Below are 17,046 nucleotides of genomic sequence, written 5' to 3' on the forward strand. Positions count from 1 at the left end.
AGTTTAGTTTGTATTTTGTTTAATAAATTTATCAGCCTCTGATAAAATCATTTTTTTTCTCTCATCTTTCATTTTATCAAAAATTCTAACCATCATTGATAGTCTTGGATTTTTTAAAAAGAATTTTCTGTTCCGATCTATGAATCTCCAATAAAGACCATCCATGGTGTTACACCAATCACCTTTCTTAAAGTCCATCATTTTCATAAAATATGCAGATCCGCAAATATATGGTTTAGTCGCGAAAATCCCTCCATCACTAAACAATCCCATTCCATATACATTGGGAACCATTACCCAATCTGATGAGTCTACAAACATCTCCATAAACCACTTATAAACAATTGTAGGCTTTATCTCACAAAGGTTCATAATATTGGATAAGATCATTAATCTTTCAATGTGATGTGACCAAGCATGATTAACTGCATTTTTAATCGCATAATCTAAAGGTGGAAGACCAGTAGTACCCTCATACCATGAACTTTTCATTTTTCTATTCTGTTTAAAAAAATTTCCTATTTCCATTTCTTGTGAGTAAGACTGGTAAATTCCACGCATAAATTCTCTCCAACCAATTACCTGACGTACATAACCCTCTAAAGAATTCATTCTAATTTTATTTTTATTATGAAAATCTAAAATTTTTTTGATTACAAATTCAGGTGTTATTATGCCTAAATTTATATAAGGACTTAAAGCGCTGTGAAAAAGAATATTATCTTTTTGATCAACAGCATCCTCATAATCACCAAATAGATTAGATTTTTCTTTTATAAAAAAGTTTAAAAGTTTAACCACATCGTCATATTCAGTAGCAAACCAAAAATTCTCTGTGCTCCCCGGATGGTTTTTAAATTCTTTCTCAATAATAGGCTTCAATTTTTTTGTGTGACTAGTTTCATTAATTTTTGGAAATTTAGGAATTGATATATCTTTTGGTAATTTATTTCTGTTATCTTCATCAAAACTCCATTTACCTCCGATTGGATTACCATCTGACCCCATCAATATTCCAGATTTTTTTCTAACATCTTTATAGAAAGTTGCCATAAATGGTTTTTTTGATTTTGATAAATAATTTTTAAAATCTTCTCTAGAATTTAAAAACATTGGTGTTTGAATTACATTCCAATTAATTTTTTCTTTTTTTAAAAATTGAGAAATTTTTTTTTCAAAAAATTTATCCTCTATTTCGAAACTAGAAATTTCTTTTATTTTTTTTTGAGTAATAATTTTTTTTAACTTTTTTAAATAATCATCATGAAACTCTTTATCTTCAATTTTAATATATTCTAATTTAAATTTATTTTTCTTTAACTGATCACCATAGGATCGCATTGATGATAAAAATAATAAAATTTTTTGTTTATGATGCTTTTCATAAGTACATAAATCCTTATCTTCAGCCATAAAAAATAGATGGTCTTTTTTGAAGCGGTCTATGTATTTTGTTGGAAATAATTGATTGCCAAGTATAAAAAATAACTTCATATTTAAATATAACTAATAAAAGTTTTTATGTCAGAAAAATATCTTATTTTTGGTGCAACTGGCTCGATTGGATCTAGTTTAGCAGAACAATTAAAAAATTCAGGAAATGATATTCATTTAGTTGCAAGAAATGAAAGTGAACTTGCTCCAATTGTAGAAAAGCTTGGGTGTTCACACACTATCGCAGATGTTCTTGAAGAAGGTTTTGTAGAAAAAGTTAAATCGGATGTTTCTGAAATCAAAGGATTGGCCTACTGTGTTGGATCTATAGATTTAAAACCTCTTAGAATGATTAATGAAAAAGATTTTCAAAAGTGCATGAAACTAAATCTTTATTCTGCTGTTGAAGCTATTAAGGGATATCAAGAAAGTTTAAAAAAAAATAAAGGTTCAATTGTAATGTTTTCAACTGTTGCTGCACAAAGAGGTTTTACAAATCATGCAATTATTGCATCAGCAAAGGCAGCTGTTGAAGGTCTGACTGTTTCTTTAGCTGCAGAATTTGCTCCAAACATTAGAGTAAATTGTGTGGCACCAAGCTTAACAAAATCTAAAATTGCTGAACCTATGTTAAAAAATGCTGCTTTAGCAGAAGGTATTGCAAAAGCTCATCCATTAAAAAGATTAGGGGAAGGAAAAGATTCAGCATCACTTGCTAAATTTTTACTTACAGAAGATAGTTCTTGGATCACTGGTCAAGTTATAGCTGTAGATGGTGGAAGATCTAAACTTTCATAAAGTGAAAAAATTTATTTATATATTTTTTTTTATTTTAATTTCCTCTACTGCAAATTCTAAAAATTATAATTTTGAAAAATTAGGGTCTTTTAGTGAACCTTGGGGTTCAAGTTTCATTAATAGTGAAGAATTAATTGTTTCAGAAAAAGGTGGCAAAATTAAAATAATAAACATTGTTTCAAAAAATATTTCTGACGTTGAACATAATTTAAACTATTTTGTTCATGGTCAAGGTGGTCTTTTAGATATTATTTATAAAGATAAGAAATTATGGATTTCATATTCAGAAAATAGAGGAGGCTGGAAAACCAGCACCTCAATTGCAAAAGCAGATTTAAATAAGAATTCTTTAAATTTTAAAAATATATTTCAAGCAAATCCACCTATTGAATCTGGCTATCATTTTGGATCAAGACTTGCTATCAAGGAAAATTACTTGTTTGCTTCTGCAGGAGAAAGAGGCATGAATATGATTGCTCAAGATCCAACACAACATCCTGGCAGTATCATTAGAATAAATTTAGATGGAAGTATTCCAAAAGATAACCCTAAGTTTGAAGGTAAGCCAGAATGGCTTCCAGAGATATACCAGATTGGAGTTAGAAATCCTCAGGGTTTAACTTTTTCAGAATTTGATGGAAAAATTTATATGAGCAATCATGGAGCAAAGGGTGGTGATTGGTTTGGAGAGGCCAAAAAAGGAGAAAATTATGGTTGGAAAATTTTAGGCTGGGGAGGGACAAATTACTCAGGAACTAAAATTGGTCCAAAATGGAAACCGGGATTTACAAAAGCCATTCAATATTGGGTTCCATCAATTGCTGCAAGTGCTATTACAATTTATAAAGGTAAAGAATTTGAAGAATGGAATGGTCATGCATTAATTACTTCTCTTAAAGATAAATCTTTAAGAAAATTAATATTTTCAAACACATCTGAAATTCAAGAGGAAATTATTTTTAAAGATAAAATTGGGAGAATTAGAGACATACAAGTTCACCCTATTGATGGAAAAATTTACTTTTTAGCTGGAGATGATTTGTGGCTAATGGAAAAAAATAATTAATATAATGAAAGAAAAACCTTATCACCATTTATCAGATGGAACTTTTCGCAATCCTAAAGGTTCACCTATTGCAATATCTAGATCAGGGAAATTTTCTTATAGAACTTTCAGTAAACTAAGAAAAAATATTAGTCTTAATTTTCCAAAAGAGCATATTGTCGAAAAAGAAAAAGTTAAATCTGATTTAGAAAAATACCAAAATGGTGATTACATTGCCTGGATTGGGCATGCCACTTATTTAATTAAATTAGGTAATACAACTATTATTACCGATCCCGTTTTTTCAAAAAATGCTGGTCCGTTAATATTTGGACCAAAGAGATTTACTAAACCTGCACTGGATCTGAATGAAATTCCAAAAACAGATTTGTTTTTATTAACTCACAATCATTATGATCATCAAGACATGTCAACTATCAGAAATTTTCCATACAAAAATGCAAAAGTATTAGTTCCACTTAACCTTGGAAAATATTTTAAGAATTATGAAGATGTAAATGAAATGGATTGGTATGATCACAAAAATATTAATAGTGATTTAAAAATAACCTTACTACCAGCAGTTCATTGGTCAAAAAGAAGTCTAACAGATACAAATAAAACTTTGTGGGGGAATTTTTTAATTGAATATAAAAATAGAAAAATTTTATTTGCTTGTGATACTGGTTATGGAAACATCTATAAAGAACTTGGAGAAAAATATGGTCCGATTGATCTTACTATGATCAACATTGGAGCATATAATTTTAAACCAATGTTTGACAAAACTATTTACCACACAACTCCAGAAGAAGCTTTAAATGTAGCAAAAGATCTTAAAAGCAAAAAAGTATTAGGAATGCATTGGGGGACTTTTGTTTTATCTTTAGAGCCAATTATGGAACCACCAATTCGATTTAAAGATAATGCAGAAAATTATGGATTTAAAAGAGAAGATGCAATTACATTCAATATTGGTGAGATAAAATCCTTAAACGAATTATTATAACTACAATATAGTTATTCTATGCATAATTCTATTCCCTTTAAAAGGGGTAGCTTGGTGGAGCATGGATCTATTGTCCCAAATAGCTAACTGATCTTTTTCCCATTCTAATGAGTATTGAAACTTTTTTTTAACTTGGTGCTTAAATAATTGTTTTTTAACTTTTTCAGAATTTTTTAAATTTGGAGAAAATCCTACAAGATGTCCGGGACTACAATAAATCGTATTTTTAGAGTTTATCTTTTTTATAATTTTATGAATAGATTTTAATTCTTCAATCTTTCTACCCTTCTCTTTTACTCTTTCTCTTGTAGTAACTGAAATTGGTCCTTCAGAAGAGTACCTTCCCTTCACTTTGAGTAATTTATTTTTTATTGATTTAGGCAAATAATCATAAGCTAAGTATTGAGAGGAAAATTCAGTATTTGCTCTACCCTTTTTAGGAACTAGTTTAGAATAAAGCATTGTAAATCTGGGTGGTTTTTTTGTGTAAATTGAGTCTGTGTGAAACTGTTCTCCAAAACTAGGTCCTTTATCTGTTACTTTTCTTTGAACGACAGTAATTTGTTTATATTTCTTACTTAATCCTTTTAGTCTTGGATATTTTGCTAATTTACCAAAATGTTTAGCAAACGCTATATAATGTGAAGAATTTAGTTTTTGTCTTCTAAAAAAAATCATACCATAAAGTTCGAGTGCTTTAAAAAAAAATTTAAAATCTTTTTTAGAAATTTTTTTAACGTTACCAGTAATCTCTGCCCCAATATTTTTTTTATTGGGAATTATCTTAAACATGTCTAAATTTAATTATTTAGTAATTTACTTTTAGCTTTCTCAAACTCTTCTTGGGTAAGAGCTCCATTTTTATACAACTCATTTAATTTAGAAATTTCAGAACTTAGATCGTTACTATTTGAAGGTCTAATTACTGTTTCTGAATCTGATTCTGTTTCCTCAGTTTTATTAGGTCGATTATCAACTTTAGCCTTAAAACCTTTCATGATTGCAGAACCACCTAAGTAAAAAACAAATCCTAAAATTGGCACTGCTAAAGCAAAAAAAATAATTTTTTCCATTAATTAATCCTCATCCTCATCTCTCCAACCTTTTTCATACATCAAATATCCAGCTAAGATAACAGAAAAAACTCCAGCAATCATTCCAAAATCAAATCCAACTTGCTTATTATATAAATACCAACCCAATTGAGTAGCTCCAATTGGAACTGCAGTTAACAAAATCATTATAATTGCAATTCTGTATTCGTATTTAGGTTTTTTCATCTAGACTAGTTTATCAAATACAACAGTAATTTAATCAGTTTAAATATCCTTGAGACAATTAAACTTAGATAAAAAGTCTTTATTTTTGTGATCTTTTAAAACACTCAATTGTGTTTTTTAATAAACAAGCGATAGTCATTGGGCCTACACCACCTGGAACTGGGGTTAGGGCTTTTGCATTTTTTGAAACATCTTCAAAATCAACATCTCCAACAATACCTTTATCAGTTTTATTGATACCAACATCTATTACTATTGCATCTTTTTTAACCCAATCTCCTTTTACAAGTTCAGGTATTCCAACTGCTGCAACAATTATATCAGCTTCTAAACATTCAGCTTTTAGATCTTTAGTTTTTGAATGAGTAATTGTCACAGTACAATTTTCTTTCAATAATAGTTGAGTCATTGGTTTTCCATTTAAATTTGATCTACCAACTACAACTGCTTTTTTTCCACTTAAATTTGGTTCAATTTTTTTAATTAACAAGTAACAGCCAAGAGGTGTACAAGGAACTGAGCTTTCATAACCTGATGAAAGATTTCCTACATTCATTGGATGAAAACCATCTACATCTTTAGAAGGATCAATGGCATCAATAACTTTTTGCTTATCTATATGTTTTGGTAACGGTAATTGAACTAAAATTCCTGATACTGTTTCATCTTTATTTAATTCTTCAATTTTTTCTAAAACAGTTTTTTCTTCAACACTGTCAGGATATTTAATTACATCTGACTTTAGCCCTACTTCGTTTGCAGATTTTTCTTTATTACGAACATAAATTTGGCTTGGAGTAAGATCTCCAATTAATATTACAGTTAAACCGGGGACTTTATTATATTTGGATTTAAGTCCTGATACTTCTTGTTTTAATTCTTCTCTTAATTCAGCTGCAGCTTTTTTTCCGTCAATTAAAATCATTTTACTTTCTAAAATATAATTGGTGCAATGTAGAGCTTCATACACATTTCAAGAAACCAAATCAACAGAAGAAGAATGATTGGTGAAATATCTAGTGATCCTAAATTGGGTAAAAAACGTCTAATTTTATTAAGAATTGGCTCAGTCAATTTGTATGTAAGCTCTAAAATTGAGTAAACAAATCTATTTTGAGTATTTAAAACATTAAATGCTATCAACCAGCTTATAACTACATTTGCTATTACTACATAAGAATATAGTTTTAAAATCTGTAAAACTAAATAAAAAATTGCTATCATTTTTTCTCAACATAAATTGACTGACTTGGAAAAGCGAAAGAGGCCTTATTTTTTTCTACAATCTGCTTAATTTCAATTGCCAATCTCTCTTTAACTTCTAGTGAATTACTCCAACTATTTGAATTTGTAAAACATCTTACCAATAAATCTATTGAACTATCAGAAAACTTCTCAATTCTAACCGCAACCCCAGTTGATTGATTAAAGTCTTCACTGTTGTTTATATAACTTTCAATTTCCTCTCTTATTTTTTTTAATTGATCAATCGTAGAGTCGTACTGCAATGTAATTATCCATCTAATTCTCCAATTAGATGTTTCGCTAACATTAACCACAGCATTTTCTGCAAATTGAAAATTAGGAATAATCGCTAGAGATTTGTCAAACTTTCTTATTGTTGTTGATCTAAAACCAATTTTTTCAACTGTGCCTTCAATAATCCCATCTACTGCAATCCAATCTCCAATTTTAAATCTTTTTTCAACTAATACTAAAATTCCAGAAATTAAATTTTTAAATAAATCTTGTGCTCCGAGCGCAACAGCAACCCCAAACAAACCAAGACCAGCAATAATTGGTCCTATCTTAATACCCCATAATTCTAGTACTGCAGCTAATCCTAAAATAAATATTAAAATCTTAAGCGATTTAATTATCCATCCAATAAGCTCTCTAGTTAAAAGTTTATCTAGTCCACTTAAAATATATGAAATGGGTTCTATAATTTGATGAATAACCCAAAAAATTAATATCGTAATTAACGTTCTATTAATTGTATCAACTACTTCTCTACCCTCTGTGGAAAAAGTCATGTAATAACTTGCAATAAAGAAACCTAATACAATTGGTAAAAATCTAGCTGGACCAATTAATGACTGAACAAAAGTATCATCTAATTTGTTTGTTGTTCTTTTTGAGATAATTTCTAATTTTTTTATAATTAATTTACTAATTAACCCTCTAAAGACTAAAAAAAGTAAGAATATCCCTATTCCAATTAAAATTTGAAAAATATCGACACCAAGTATTCCTTTATTCCAAACAGATAAAAATGTTTCAGAAAAATTATTTATTAATTCCATACCTAAATTTTATATAACAAAAACTCTTCTTCTCCAGGATTAAAAAGAAATATCTTTTTCCATTTGATTTCATTCAATATTGACGAGGTTTTTTCACCAATACACATCAAGTTTGTATTCATCCAAAGGTTTTCTGTTTGATAGATTTTTATAAAATTTAAGAAACTAGAGGCACTGTTTTGAGAATAAACATAAACAATATCTGGCATATTCTGCTTTAATTCATTAACAAAATTTTCATCAAAATTTTCAGTATGATTTACTTTATAATTTATAATACGCTTAACAGCATACCCTTCTTTTAATAATTGTTGGTCTAAATCAGTTGTTATGATCTCACCACTTATATAAAGAAGTGGAGTTTCTTTTAATTCATAATTTTGTAGAATTAGTTCTTTAAGATTTGAAACATTTCCTTCCGCTGCAATTGTATTTTGAAATCCCAAACTTCTAGCTTTTTTTTCAGTAGCACTACCAACACAAAAACAAATTAATTTTTTATTTAAATTTTCTATATTTAAATTTTTTACAGCATTAGAACTTGTAAAAATTAAACCACCATAATCGCTAGAGTTAATTTCTTCATGTTGAATTTTTTGAACATTTATTAATGGTAGGTGAGATACTTTATGATCTAAAGATTGAAACTTAACTATCATTTCTGAACAATCTTCTATGGATCTAGTTAACAAAATATGCATTTTACTTTTTATATGAATTATTTGATTTAATTTTTAAAGTGTTACCAACTTCTGTTCCAATTTCTTTAAACATATCAATATTACCAGATTTTTTTTCATAAAATATTTGGGAACCGTCTAATGAGAATAGTTCAGCTTCAACTGTAATTCTGTCCTCTTCTATAATTGAATGAGCACCTATTGCAGTTTCACAATCACCTTCCAATACCTTTAAAATGTTTCTCTCTATATGAGCTCTAATATAAGTATCTTTGTGATTTATTTTTTCCAAAACTTTTATAATTTCTTCATCATCATCTCTAGACTGTAAAGCAATAATACCTTGGCCTGCACTTGGAATAATTTGATTAGTCGAAAATATTTCTGAAATTTCGTTATCTAAATTTAAATATTTTATACCTGCATAAGACAAAACTATCGCATCATAAATGCCTTCTCTTAGCTTTTTGATTCTGGTATCTACATTTCCTCTTATTAATTTACAGCTAACATCTGATCTTATTTTTTTAATTTGGAATTCCCTTCTATAAGATGAGGTTCCTACTATTGCATTTTGTTTTAATTCCTTAATATTTTTCTTGTCATTTGTTATTAAAATTTCTCTTGGATCTGTCCTTTCTAAAAATGAATCTGTTCTAAGTCCTTTAGTTTCAATTGCAGGCATATCCTTCAATGCATGCACAGCTATATCAATTTTTTTTTCTTTCAGTTCTTTTTCAATCGTACTAGAAAATAATCCCTTACCACCGACATCTGATAATCTTCGATCCTGAATTTGATCACCTTTTGTAGTTATTGTTTGAATGACAATCTGATCATCTTGTAAGTCCAAAGCTTCAATAATTTTATCTTTAGCTTTTTGCGCATAAAGCAAAGCCAATTTACTTCCTCTAGAGCCTATTGTAATTTTTCTATTCATTAAAAATTTATTTCTTACTTGTATTGAGATTGTACAATTATTAAAAACTATTTGAATGAGTAAAAAACCCTTAATTCTTGGAATAGAAACCAGCTGTGATGAAACAGCAGCTTCTATAATAACTGAAAATGACAAAGGAATTCCAACAGTTTTATCCAATATTGTTTCTAGTCAGGTTGATGTTCACAAAGAATTTGGGGGAGTAGTTCCCGAATTAGCCGCAAGATCACATATAGAAAAAATAGACTGGATTGTTGAAAAAGCAATTTCAGATAGTGGAAAAAAAATTGAAGAAATTGATGCTGTTGCTTCAACTGCTGGGCCAGGTTTAATTGTTTGTTTGTCAGTTGGTTTAAGTTTTGGAAAAGCTTTTGCGAGCGCAATTAATAAACCTTTTATTGCAGTTAACCATCTTGAGGGTCATGCATTAAGTCCTAGGTTAAATTCCTATTTAAATTATCCCTATCTATTATTATTAATTTCAGGAGGTCACTCACAATATTTAAGTGTTCAAGGTCTTGGAAAATATAAAAGATTAGGAACAACTATTGATGACGCATTAGGTGAAGCTTTTGATAAAACAGCTAAACTTTTAGGAATTGAATTTCCTGGTGGACCACAAATCGAAGTTTTGGCAAAAAAAGGAAATTCTAAAAAATATGATTTGCCTAAACCAATTTTTAATAAAGGTGGATGCAATTTATCTTTTGCAGGATTAAAAACTGCAATTTTAAAAATTGCAAAATCTATAAAAACAGATCAAGAAAAATTTGACTTGGCGGCCTCTTTTCAGAAAACTGTTGAGGAAATTCTTAATAAAAAAACAAAGATAGCATTTGAAGAATTTGAAAAAGAAAATAAATTAAAAGAAAAAGTTTTTGTAGTTGCTGGTGGTGTTGCTGCTAACAAAAAAATTAGATCAATGTTAATTAATTTATGTGAGGCTAAAAATTATAAAAGTATATTTCCACCAATAGAACTTTGTGGGGACAATGCTGCTATGATTGCAATGGTAGGTTTAGAAAAATATAAATTAAAAGAATTTAATACTTTAGATTACCCAGCAAAACCTAGATGGCCTTTAGATGAAAAAGCTGCATTTTTAAAAGGTGCGGGAGTAAAATTATAATGAATTATTGGTTATTAAAATCTGAGCCAGATGTTTGGTCCATTGAGCAACAAATTAAGGCTGGCAAAAAAGGTGCGCCTTGGGATGGTGTTAGAAATTATCAAGCAGCAAACAATTTAAAAAGTATGAAGAAGGGTGATCTATGTTTTTTTTATCACTCTAATATTGGCAAAGAAGTGGTTGGGATAGTAAAAGTAATTAAAGAACACTATTTAGATAAAACTGATAAGACTGGAAGATTTGTTGCAGTAACAGTCCAATTTAAAAGTAAGTTCTCTAAACCAGTGACCCTTGAAAATATCAAAAAAAATAAGGATTTAAGCGATTTAGCGCTTATTAAACAAAGTAGACTTTCAGTAATGCCAATTGATGATAAAAGCTGGAAAATTATAAATAACATGAGTAAAATTTAAAAAAAAATAATCCATGCCAAAAAAAAAGAAAAAAGCTAAATCTAAAAAAAAAACTAAAGTAAGAAAGAAAACTGCAGTTAAGAAAAAAACTAAAGTTAAAAGAAAAAAATCAAAAAAAATTTTAAAACAAAGTGAAAAACCTGCTCCTGAATTAATTATAAAAACTAAACCTGAGTGGATCAAAAACAGTTTGGCCAACAAAAGTAAATACGAGCAAAAATATTCTCAATCTATAAAAAATAACGACGAATTTTGGAAAAAAGAAGGAAAAAGAATTACTTGGATTAAACCTTATAAAAAAATTAAAGATGTTAAATACAGTTCTAAAGAAGTAAAAATTAAATGGTTTGAAGATGGAACACTAAATGCATCTGCAAACTGTATCGATAGACATCTAAAAGATAAAAAAGATAAAACAGCAATAATTTGGGTTGGTGATGATCCAAAAGATAGTCAAAAAATTACTTACAAACAGCTTCATCAAAAAGTTTCTAAAGCAGCAAATGGTTTAAAAAAATTAGGTATTAAAAAAGGGGATAGAGTTACAATTTATCTTACGATGATACCAGAACTTGCTATTTTAATGTTAGCATGCGTTAGGATTGGTGCTGTCCACTCAATTATTTTTGGAGGTTTTTCAGCAGACTCTATTTCTGGAAGAGTGAATGACTGTGAGTCTGAATATATAATTACAGCAGATGAAGGTGTTAGAGGAGGAAAAACTATTCCATTAAAAGAAACAACTGATGAAGCATTAGAGAGCTGTCCTAATGTAAAAAAATGTATCGTTGTTAAACGTACGGGAAATTCAATTAGTTGGAATTATGATAGAGATGTTTGGTATCATGATTTAATTAAAGATGTTCCTTCTCAGTGTGAGCCAGAGGAAATGAATGCAGAAGATCCTTTATTTATTTTATACACATCAGGTTCAACTGGAAAACCAAAGGGAGTTTTGCACACAACAGGTGGCTACATGGTATATGCATCAATGACTCATCAATATATTTTTAATTACAAACCAAAAGATATTTATTGGTGTACTGCTGATATTGGTTGGGTAACAGGTCACAGTTATATTATCTATGGTCCTCTTTCGAACGGTGCAACAACTATAATGTTTGAAGGAATACCAAACTATCCTGATAGTTCTAGATGGTGGCAAATAGTAGATAAATATAAAGTAAATACTTTTTATACTGCACCCACTGCAATCAGAGCTCTAATGAGAGAAGGTGATAAGCCTGTAAAAAAAACATCTAGAAAATCTTTAAAGTTACTTGGAACTGTTGGTGAACCAATAAATCCAGAAGCTTGGATGTGGTATTACAAAACAGTAGGAAATTCTAAGTGCCCAATTGTAGATACATGGTGGCAGACAGAAACAGGAGGGATATTAATTGCCCCTCAAACAGGTGCTATTCCTTTAAAACCTGGCTCTGCAACAAAACCATTTTATGGAATTAAGCCTATGTTGGTTGATAAATCGGGCAAAGAGATAAAAGGACCTGGAGAAGGAAGACTTTGCATAGCTCAATCATGGCCTGGACAAATGAGAACAGTATATGGGGATCATCAAAGATTTATTGATACTTACTTTTCTCAGTTTGAAGGCAAATACTTTACTGGTGACGGATGTCGAAGAGACAAAGATGGATATTATTGGATTACAGGTCGAGTAGATGATGTAATTATTGTATCAGGACACAACTTAGGTACAGCTGAAATTGAAAGTGCATTTGTAGCTCATCCGAAAGTAGCAGAGGCAGCAGTAGTGGGTTACCCACATGATATTAAAGGTAATGGATTATATTGTTATGTAACATTAAATGCTGGTGAAAGGGAAACTGGTGAACTCGAAAGAGATCTAAAACTTTGGGTAAGAAAACAAATTGGTCCACTTGCTACACCTGACTTAATTCATTTCACTCCAGGACTTCCAAAAACAAGATCTGGAAAAATTATGAGAAGAATTTTAAGAAAAATTGCTGCAAATGAACATGGTCAATTAGGAGACACAACTACCTTGGCTGATCCTAGCGTTGTTGATAGTTTGGTTGAAAACAGAAAAAATATTTAAAACTGTATTCTATCTTTAAATTCTTTTTTAATAACATCCCATTTTAAAATAACAGAATTTAAAACTATTTTTCGATCAAGTGTTTTTAGCTCATCAGCTATTGGTGCCCATTTATACATTGATAAAGCACTTGGGTTGAAAGGACGATCATTATGATACTTTTCCCAATCAATATTAATTAGTCTTTCATCAAATTCTTTTTTTGCAACTCCGATAACATTTAAAGGCATGTTGTTCGTTGTTTCATCATCTAAAATTTTTAAAAAAATTTCCTTAGCTTTATCTAGTTCATTAAAACTAGAATTAACCTTTAAATAAGAAAAAGTAAAAAACGTTAAATCTTGGAGAGCAACAGAATATATATTCCATTTAGCTTCATTTACAGACTTCATAAATTCATCATTATCAAAATGAAGAACATATCTTGTCCCCATTCTAGTTTTTAAATAACTATAAAGTGTAACTTGAGATACCCATGCAGATTTTGTTTGTATAAACTCTTCTAACTCATCTAAAGTTTTAATTTTTGTTTTAGGAATAAAAGCTTTAAACAATGAAAAAAAATAAACTTTGAAATCACTTAATGATAAATCTTTCCAACTTAATTTTTTTTTATCCATAAAAAGTTAATTTTATTGAAAATATTTGAAAAAATTAACCTAATACGGCTAATTTTACACTTTTATTCTCTTTCATAATGGTTAAGGTTTTACCAGTTATAACTAAAAAAGAGAGGTATACATGGCGAAAAACGCTCAACACTGGGAAAAGACCAGAGGCTTGTTGTTTGTAACACTTGCTATCTGGGCTGTATTCTCAATGGGTATATTCCTTTTCGGAGCTGAAATGAATGAAGTTACTGGACCTTTTGGGTATCCATTAACTTATTGGTTCACGTGTCAAGGTTCTCTTGCCATATTTGTAATCCTTATTTTCTGGTTTGCAGGTAGACAAGAAAAAATTGATGAAGAGTTCGGCTTCAGTGAAAAAGGAGACGACTAATGATTAAAGGTAATTTTATAGATAACTTGCCTAAAGTTTATGGAATCTACACAGGTGGATTTATAGGTTTCATAATCTTAATGGCGATTGGTGAGCAGATGGGTATGTCTGCAAAAGCAATAGGTATTTGCTTTGTAGGTTTTACCATTTTCATCTACGCAGCAATTGGTTGGCTATCTCGAACAGCCCAAGCAAGTAACTATTACGTAGCTGGAAGAACGGTTCCAACTGTGTTCAACGGAATGGCAACAGCAGCCGACTGGATGTCTGGTGCTTCATTCGTTGCAATGGCAGGTGGTATTTACTTCAAAGGTTATGGATATATGGCTTTGCTTGTAGGTTGGACAGGTGGTTATGTGTTAGTTGCAACTTTATTAGCACCATACTTAAGAAAATTTGGATGTTACACAGTTCCAGATTTCGTAGGTACTAGATACGGTGGTAATACTGCAAGATTGATGGCAGTTATAGTTTTAACTGTTGCATCATTCACATATGTGACTGCACAAATTAACGCTACAGGTACTATTGCAGCTGTTGCTTTAGATATCCCATTCCAATACGCAGTATATGTTGGACTAGTTAGTATTTTACTATGTTCAATGCTTGGTGGTATGAGAGGGGTAACTTGGACACAGGTTGCGCAATACATTGTACTAATTATAGCTTACTTACTTCCAGTATTCTGGATCAGTAACAACATTGGTGCGGGCTTCTTCCCACACTTTATGTTAGCTGATGAAGTTGCTAGAATTGGTGAGTTAGAGCAACAGTATGGGTTTGTTAAAAACTCTGCTGCTGATTTGGCTACAGTACCTAAAGGGTTAGCTGGTATTACTAAGGCTCACTCTGAAGTAAACGCAACACCTTGGGCTTTCATCTCATTAGCATTAGCAATGATGATGGGAACAGCTTCATTACCACACGTGATGATGAGGTTCTTTACTACTCCAAGTGTAAAAGCAGCTAGAAAATCAGTAGGCTGGTCAGTATTCTTTATCTTCCTACTATATTCTTCTGCACCAATGTTAGCGACACTATCTAAACTTGCTTTGATTGATCCAAACTTACCAACAGGTATTATTGGTAAATCAATTGCAGAAGTTCAAGCAATCGATTGGTATCAAAACTGGAACCAAGCAAATCTGATGTTTGTAAGCGACTTTAACGGAAATGGAACTGTTGAATTAAACGAGTTCTTCATGGGTGGTAAAGCCGTTGTATTAGCAACACCAGAAATTGCTGGATTACCATATGTAATCTCAGGTCTAGTTGCTGCTGGAGGTTTGGCAGCTGCGATGTCAACTGCAGATGGTTTGATTCTTGCAATTGCAAATGCAATCTCGCATGACGTTTACTACAAAATGGTAGACCCTAAAGCTGAGACTGCTAAGAGACTAGTTGTTGCAAGGGTATTACTTGTAGTAATTGGTTTTGCAGGAGCAACTATTGCAGCAATGGAGATCCAAGGTATCTTAGGTTCAGTAATCTGGGCTTTTGACTTTGCGATGTCTGGATTGTTCTGGCCACTTGTACTTGGTGTATGGTGGAAGAGAGCTAATAAAGAAGGTGCTATAGCTGGTATGGTCTTAGGATTAGTTTCTGGTTTCGCGTATCTAGTTTGGGTACGAAGTGGTGGAAGCGGATTCTTAGGCATTACTCAGTTAACATTTGGTATCTTCGGATCTACTGTTAGCTTAGTAGCTATGGTTGTTGTAAGTTTAATGACCTCAGCACCGAGCGCTGCAACACAAAAAATGGTTGATGATTCTAGGGTACCTGCGGGTGCATCTGTAATCGGCGGCCAAAAATAAATAATCTTTTTAAGGGGCGATTAATTTCGCCCCTTTTATTTCTTTTTAAGATCAAATATAAATTCCTTAATGTCTGCTAACTTTCATCCTTTAGTTTATATAATTGACTATATTCTTGGAATTATAATGTGGACTTTAGTTGGAAGAGTAGCAATGAACATATTTCAAAGAGAAGACTCAAATTTTTTCTTTATGAAAGCATTCGTAAAATTCACTAATCCCCTATTGAGAATTTTTAAACTTGTCACACCTTCTTTCATAATTCAACCATTAGTGCCACTTTACGTAGCTTGGTTCTTTTTCATGATTAGGTTTTATTTGATGCCTTGGATCTTAGGATATTCAGTTATGGGGATGTTGTCTTTTCCTCTTGAAAGTGAAATTTCTAGGCAGATTTATCAATTTTTTAATTCAATTAAATTTTAAAAATTGATACTAGTAAGTCTAGATATCAATGAAAAATATACAAATATCTCCATCAATTTTATCAGCTGATTTTAGCCAATTAGGTACTGAAATAAAAAGACTTGAGGAAGGTGGGGCTGATATGATTCATGTAGATGTTATGGATGGACACTTTGTTCCAAACTTAACAATCGGCCCTCCAGTAATTAAAGCTCTCAGAAAACATTGTTCATTAAAATTCGATGTTCATTTAATGATTTCTCCAGTGCATAAATACATAGAAGCTTATGCGGATGCGGGTGCAGATATAATTACTGTGCATCCAGAAGCAACTGATAATTTAGAAGTTTCAATAAATAAAATAAAAGATCTAAAAAAAAAGGTAGGAGTTTCTCTCAATCCTGAAACAAGTATAGATTTAATAAAAAATTTTTTAAATAAAATTGATTTAGTTTTAATAATGAGTGTAAATCCTGGGTTTGGTGGACAAAAATTCATGCCAGAAGTTTTAGAAAAAATTAAACAATTAAAAAAAATTAGAGAAGTAGAAAAACTTAACTTTGATATTGAAATAGACGGTGGGATAAATTTTGATAATTGTAAAATAGCAATTGAAGCTGGTGCTAATATTCTTGTATCTGGTACAACGGTTTTTAAAGGCAATGATGGAGATATTAAAAAGAATATTAATTTATTAAAAACAAAATAAGT

General features: G+C 30.5%; 20 protein-coding genes. 10 read left to right on the top strand and 10 right to left on the bottom strand.

Translation table 11 applies throughout. The annotated features are described in order from the left end of the window. Positions 1-3 precede the first annotated feature (3 nt). A complete protein-coding gene (locus ACTTAS_RS06475) occupies positions 4-1,494 on the bottom strand; it encodes a cryptochrome/photolyase family protein (RefSeq protein ID WP_440678780.1) in 1,491 nt (496 codons plus the stop codon). A gap of 27 nt (positions 1,495-1,521) precedes the next feature. On the opposite strand from ACTTAS_RS06475, the gene ACTTAS_RS06480 reads away from it, so the two are divergent. The 3 genes from ACTTAS_RS06480 to ACTTAS_RS06490 are packed head-to-tail and all read left to right on the top strand — an operon-like array spanning position 1,522 to position 4,286. Next, a complete protein-coding gene (locus ACTTAS_RS06480) occupies positions 1,522-2,232 on the top strand; it encodes an SDR family NAD(P)-dependent oxidoreductase (protein ID WP_440678781.1) in 711 nt (236 codons plus the stop codon). Then, complete coding sequence (locus tag ACTTAS_RS06485; RefSeq protein ID WP_440678782.1) at positions 2,207-3,298, top strand: PQQ-dependent sugar dehydrogenase; 1,092 nt, start codon at positions 2,207-2,209, stop codon at positions 3,296-3,298. Before ACTTAS_RS06480 ends, ACTTAS_RS06485 begins: the two co-directional genes overlap by 26 nt. 4 nt (positions 3,299-3,302) lie before the next feature. After that, positions 3,303-4,286 (top strand): MBL fold metallo-hydrolase, encoded by a 984-nt coding sequence (locus tag ACTTAS_RS06490; protein WP_440678783.1) that lies wholly within the window; start codon positions 3,303-3,305, stop codon positions 4,284-4,286. Here ACTTAS_RS06490 and ACTTAS_RS06495 read toward each other — a convergent pair whose 3' ends face one another. From ACTTAS_RS06495 to hemC, 8 genes are all read right to left on the bottom strand, one after another. Beyond that, positions 4,287-5,078 carry a TauD/TfdA dioxygenase family protein gene (locus ACTTAS_RS06495; protein WP_440678784.1) on the bottom strand — a complete coding sequence of 264 codons (792 nt, stop codon included), beginning with the start codon at positions 5,076-5,078 and terminating at the stop codon, positions 4,287-4,289. 8 nt (positions 5,079-5,086) lie between these two features. Further along, a complete protein-coding gene (locus tag ACTTAS_RS06500; RefSeq protein WP_440613635.1) occupies positions 5,087-5,359 on the bottom strand; it encodes an SHOCT domain-containing protein in 273 nt (90 codons plus the stop codon). Positions 5,360-5,362: 3 nt separating this feature from the next. Further along, positions 5,363-5,566, bottom strand: a complete 204-nt coding sequence (locus ACTTAS_RS06505) for a hypothetical protein (RefSeq protein ID WP_262589965.1) — start codon at positions 5,564-5,566, stop codon at positions 5,363-5,365. A 79-nt stretch (positions 5,567-5,645) separates the two neighbouring features. Beyond that, the gene (locus ACTTAS_RS06510) at positions 5,646-6,491 is read right to left on the bottom strand and encodes a bifunctional 5,10-methylenetetrahydrofolate dehydrogenase/5,10-methenyltetrahydrofolate cyclohydrolase (protein ID WP_440678785.1); all 846 of its coding nucleotides are present in this window, start codon (positions 6,489-6,491) and stop codon (positions 5,646-5,648) included. 8 nt (positions 6,492-6,499) lie between these two features. After that, the gene (locus tag ACTTAS_RS06515; protein ID WP_440678786.1) at positions 6,500-6,790 is read right to left on the bottom strand and encodes a YggT family protein; all 291 of its coding nucleotides are present in this window, start codon (positions 6,788-6,790) and stop codon (positions 6,500-6,502) included. Beyond that, positions 6,787-7,872: a mechanosensitive ion channel family protein gene (locus ACTTAS_RS06520; protein WP_440678787.1), complete on the bottom strand. Its 1,086-nt coding sequence runs from the start codon at positions 7,870-7,872 to the stop codon at positions 6,787-6,789. Before ACTTAS_RS06520 ends, ACTTAS_RS06515 begins: the two co-directional genes overlap by 4 nt. A gap of 2 nt (positions 7,873-7,874) precedes the next feature. Then, complete coding sequence (locus ACTTAS_RS06525; protein WP_440678788.1) at positions 7,875-8,573, bottom strand: uroporphyrinogen-III synthase; 699 nt, start codon at positions 8,571-8,573, stop codon at positions 7,875-7,877. A gap of 1 nt (position 8,574) precedes the next feature. Next, positions 8,575-9,492: a hydroxymethylbilane synthase gene (gene hemC / locus ACTTAS_RS06530; RefSeq protein ID WP_440678789.1), complete on the bottom strand. Its 918-nt coding sequence runs from the start codon at positions 9,490-9,492 to the stop codon at positions 8,575-8,577. A gap of 55 nt (positions 9,493-9,547) precedes the next feature. Here hemC and tsaD point away from each other — a divergent pair, with 55 nt between their 5' ends. Genes tsaD through acs form a run of 3 tightly spaced genes read left to right on the top strand, consistent with a single transcriptional unit; the run spans position 9,548 to position 13,114 of the window. After that, a complete protein-coding gene (gene tsaD / locus ACTTAS_RS06535; protein WP_440678790.1) occupies positions 9,548-10,621 on the top strand; it encodes a tRNA (adenosine(37)-N6)-threonylcarbamoyltransferase complex transferase subunit TsaD in 1,074 nt (357 codons plus the stop codon). After that, the gene (locus ACTTAS_RS06540) at positions 10,621-11,034 is read left to right on the top strand and encodes an EVE domain-containing protein (protein ID WP_440678791.1); all 414 of its coding nucleotides are present in this window, start codon (positions 10,621-10,623) and stop codon (positions 11,032-11,034) included. The genes tsaD and ACTTAS_RS06540 overlap by 1 nt, the downstream gene beginning before the upstream one ends. Positions 11,035-11,047: 13 nt before the next feature. Beyond that, entirely contained in the window at positions 11,048-13,114 is a 2,067-nt protein-coding gene (acs, locus tag ACTTAS_RS06545) for an acetate--CoA ligase (RefSeq protein ID WP_440678792.1), read from the top strand. Here the strand turns inward: acs and ACTTAS_RS06550 are convergent. Beyond that, positions 13,111-13,734 carry an esterase gene (locus ACTTAS_RS06550; RefSeq protein WP_440678793.1) on the bottom strand — a complete coding sequence of 208 codons (624 nt, stop codon included), beginning with the start codon at positions 13,732-13,734 and terminating at the stop codon, positions 13,111-13,113. The two genes, acs and ACTTAS_RS06550, sit on opposite strands and share 4 nt — an antisense overlap. A gap of 121 nt (positions 13,735-13,855) precedes the next feature. Between ACTTAS_RS06550 and ACTTAS_RS06555 the strand changes: the two genes are divergently transcribed. From ACTTAS_RS06555 to rpe, 4 genes are all read left to right on the top strand, one after another. Further along, entirely contained in the window at positions 13,856-14,116 is a 261-nt protein-coding gene (locus ACTTAS_RS06555; protein WP_440613626.1) for a DUF4212 domain-containing protein, read from the top strand. Beyond that, positions 14,116-15,930: a sodium:solute symporter family protein gene (locus tag ACTTAS_RS06560; RefSeq protein ID WP_440619142.1), complete on the top strand. Its 1,815-nt coding sequence runs from the start codon at positions 14,116-14,118 to the stop codon at positions 15,928-15,930. The genes ACTTAS_RS06555 and ACTTAS_RS06560 overlap by 1 nt, the downstream gene beginning before the upstream one ends. Positions 15,931-15,999: 69 nt before the next feature. Next, the gene (locus ACTTAS_RS06565; RefSeq protein WP_440672504.1) at positions 16,000-16,356 is read left to right on the top strand and encodes a hypothetical protein; all 357 of its coding nucleotides are present in this window, start codon (positions 16,000-16,002) and stop codon (positions 16,354-16,356) included. 28 nt (positions 16,357-16,384) lie between these two features. Next, on the top strand, positions 16,385-17,044 hold the full coding sequence (gene rpe, locus ACTTAS_RS06570; RefSeq protein WP_440678794.1) for a ribulose-phosphate 3-epimerase: 660 nt from the start codon (positions 16,385-16,387) through the stop codon (positions 17,042-17,044). Positions 17,045-17,046: the final 2 nt, after the last annotated feature.

The organism is Candidatus Pelagibacter sp. HIMB1611 (assembly GCF_052047715.1).
Taxonomy (GTDB): Bacteria; Pseudomonadota; Alphaproteobacteria; order Pelagibacterales; family Pelagibacteraceae; genus Pelagibacter.

Bases quoted from the DNA above. Each gene is read 5' to 3' on its own strand.
- ACTTAS_RS06475 (WP_440678780.1), bottom strand. From the start codon at position 1,494: ATGAAGTTATTTTTTATACTTGGCAATCAATTATTTCCAACAAAATAC.
- ACTTAS_RS06480 (WP_440678781.1), top strand. From the start codon at position 1,522: ATGTCAGAAAAATATCTTATTTTTGGTGCAACTGGCTCGATTGGATCT.
- ACTTAS_RS06485 (WP_440678782.1), top strand. From the start codon at position 2,207: ATGGTGGAAGATCTAAACTTTCATAAAGTGAAAAAATTTATTTATATA.
- ACTTAS_RS06490 (WP_440678783.1), top strand. From the start codon at position 3,303: ATGAAAGAAAAACCTTATCACCATTTATCAGATGGAACTTTTCGCAAT.
- ACTTAS_RS06495 (WP_440678784.1), bottom strand. From the start codon at position 5,078: ATGTTTAAGATAATTCCCAATAAAAAAAATATTGGGGCAGAGATTACT.
- ACTTAS_RS06500 (WP_440613635.1), bottom strand. From the start codon at position 5,359: ATGGAAAAAATTATTTTTTTTGCTTTAGCAGTGCCAATTTTAGGATTT.
- ACTTAS_RS06505 (WP_262589965.1), bottom strand. From the start codon at position 5,566: ATGAAAAAACCTAAATACGAATACAGAATTGCAATTATAATGATTTTG.
- ACTTAS_RS06510 (WP_440678785.1), bottom strand. From the start codon at position 6,491: ATGATTTTAATTGACGGAAAAAAAGCTGCAGCTGAATTAAGAGAAGAA.
- ACTTAS_RS06515 (WP_440678786.1), bottom strand. From the start codon at position 6,790: ATGATAGCAATTTTTTATTTAGTTTTACAGATTTTAAAACTATATTCT.
- ACTTAS_RS06520 (WP_440678787.1), bottom strand. From the start codon at position 7,872: ATGGAATTAATAAATAATTTTTCTGAAACATTTTTATCTGTTTGGAAT.
- ACTTAS_RS06525 (WP_440678788.1), bottom strand. From the start codon at position 8,573: ATGCATATTTTGTTAACTAGATCCATAGAAGATTGTTCAGAAATGATA.
- hemC (WP_440678789.1), bottom strand. From the start codon at position 9,492: ATGAATAGAAAAATTACAATAGGCTCTAGAGGAAGTAAATTGGCTTTG.
- tsaD (WP_440678790.1), top strand. From the start codon at position 9,548: ATGAGTAAAAAACCCTTAATTCTTGGAATAGAAACCAGCTGTGATGAA.
- ACTTAS_RS06540 (WP_440678791.1), top strand. From the start codon at position 10,621: ATGAATTATTGGTTATTAAAATCTGAGCCAGATGTTTGGTCCATTGAG.
- acs (WP_440678792.1), top strand. From the start codon at position 11,048: ATGCCAAAAAAAAAGAAAAAAGCTAAATCTAAAAAAAAAACTAAAGTA.
- ACTTAS_RS06550 (WP_440678793.1), bottom strand. From the start codon at position 13,734: ATGGATAAAAAAAAATTAAGTTGGAAAGATTTATCATTAAGTGATTTC.
- ACTTAS_RS06555 (WP_440613626.1), top strand. From the start codon at position 13,856: ATGGCGAAAAACGCTCAACACTGGGAAAAGACCAGAGGCTTGTTGTTT.
- ACTTAS_RS06560 (WP_440619142.1), top strand. From the start codon at position 14,116: ATGATTAAAGGTAATTTTATAGATAACTTGCCTAAAGTTTATGGAATC.
- ACTTAS_RS06565 (WP_440672504.1), top strand. From the start codon at position 16,000: ATGTCTGCTAACTTTCATCCTTTAGTTTATATAATTGACTATATTCTT.
- rpe (WP_440678794.1), top strand. From the start codon at position 16,385: ATGAAAAATATACAAATATCTCCATCAATTTTATCAGCTGATTTTAGC.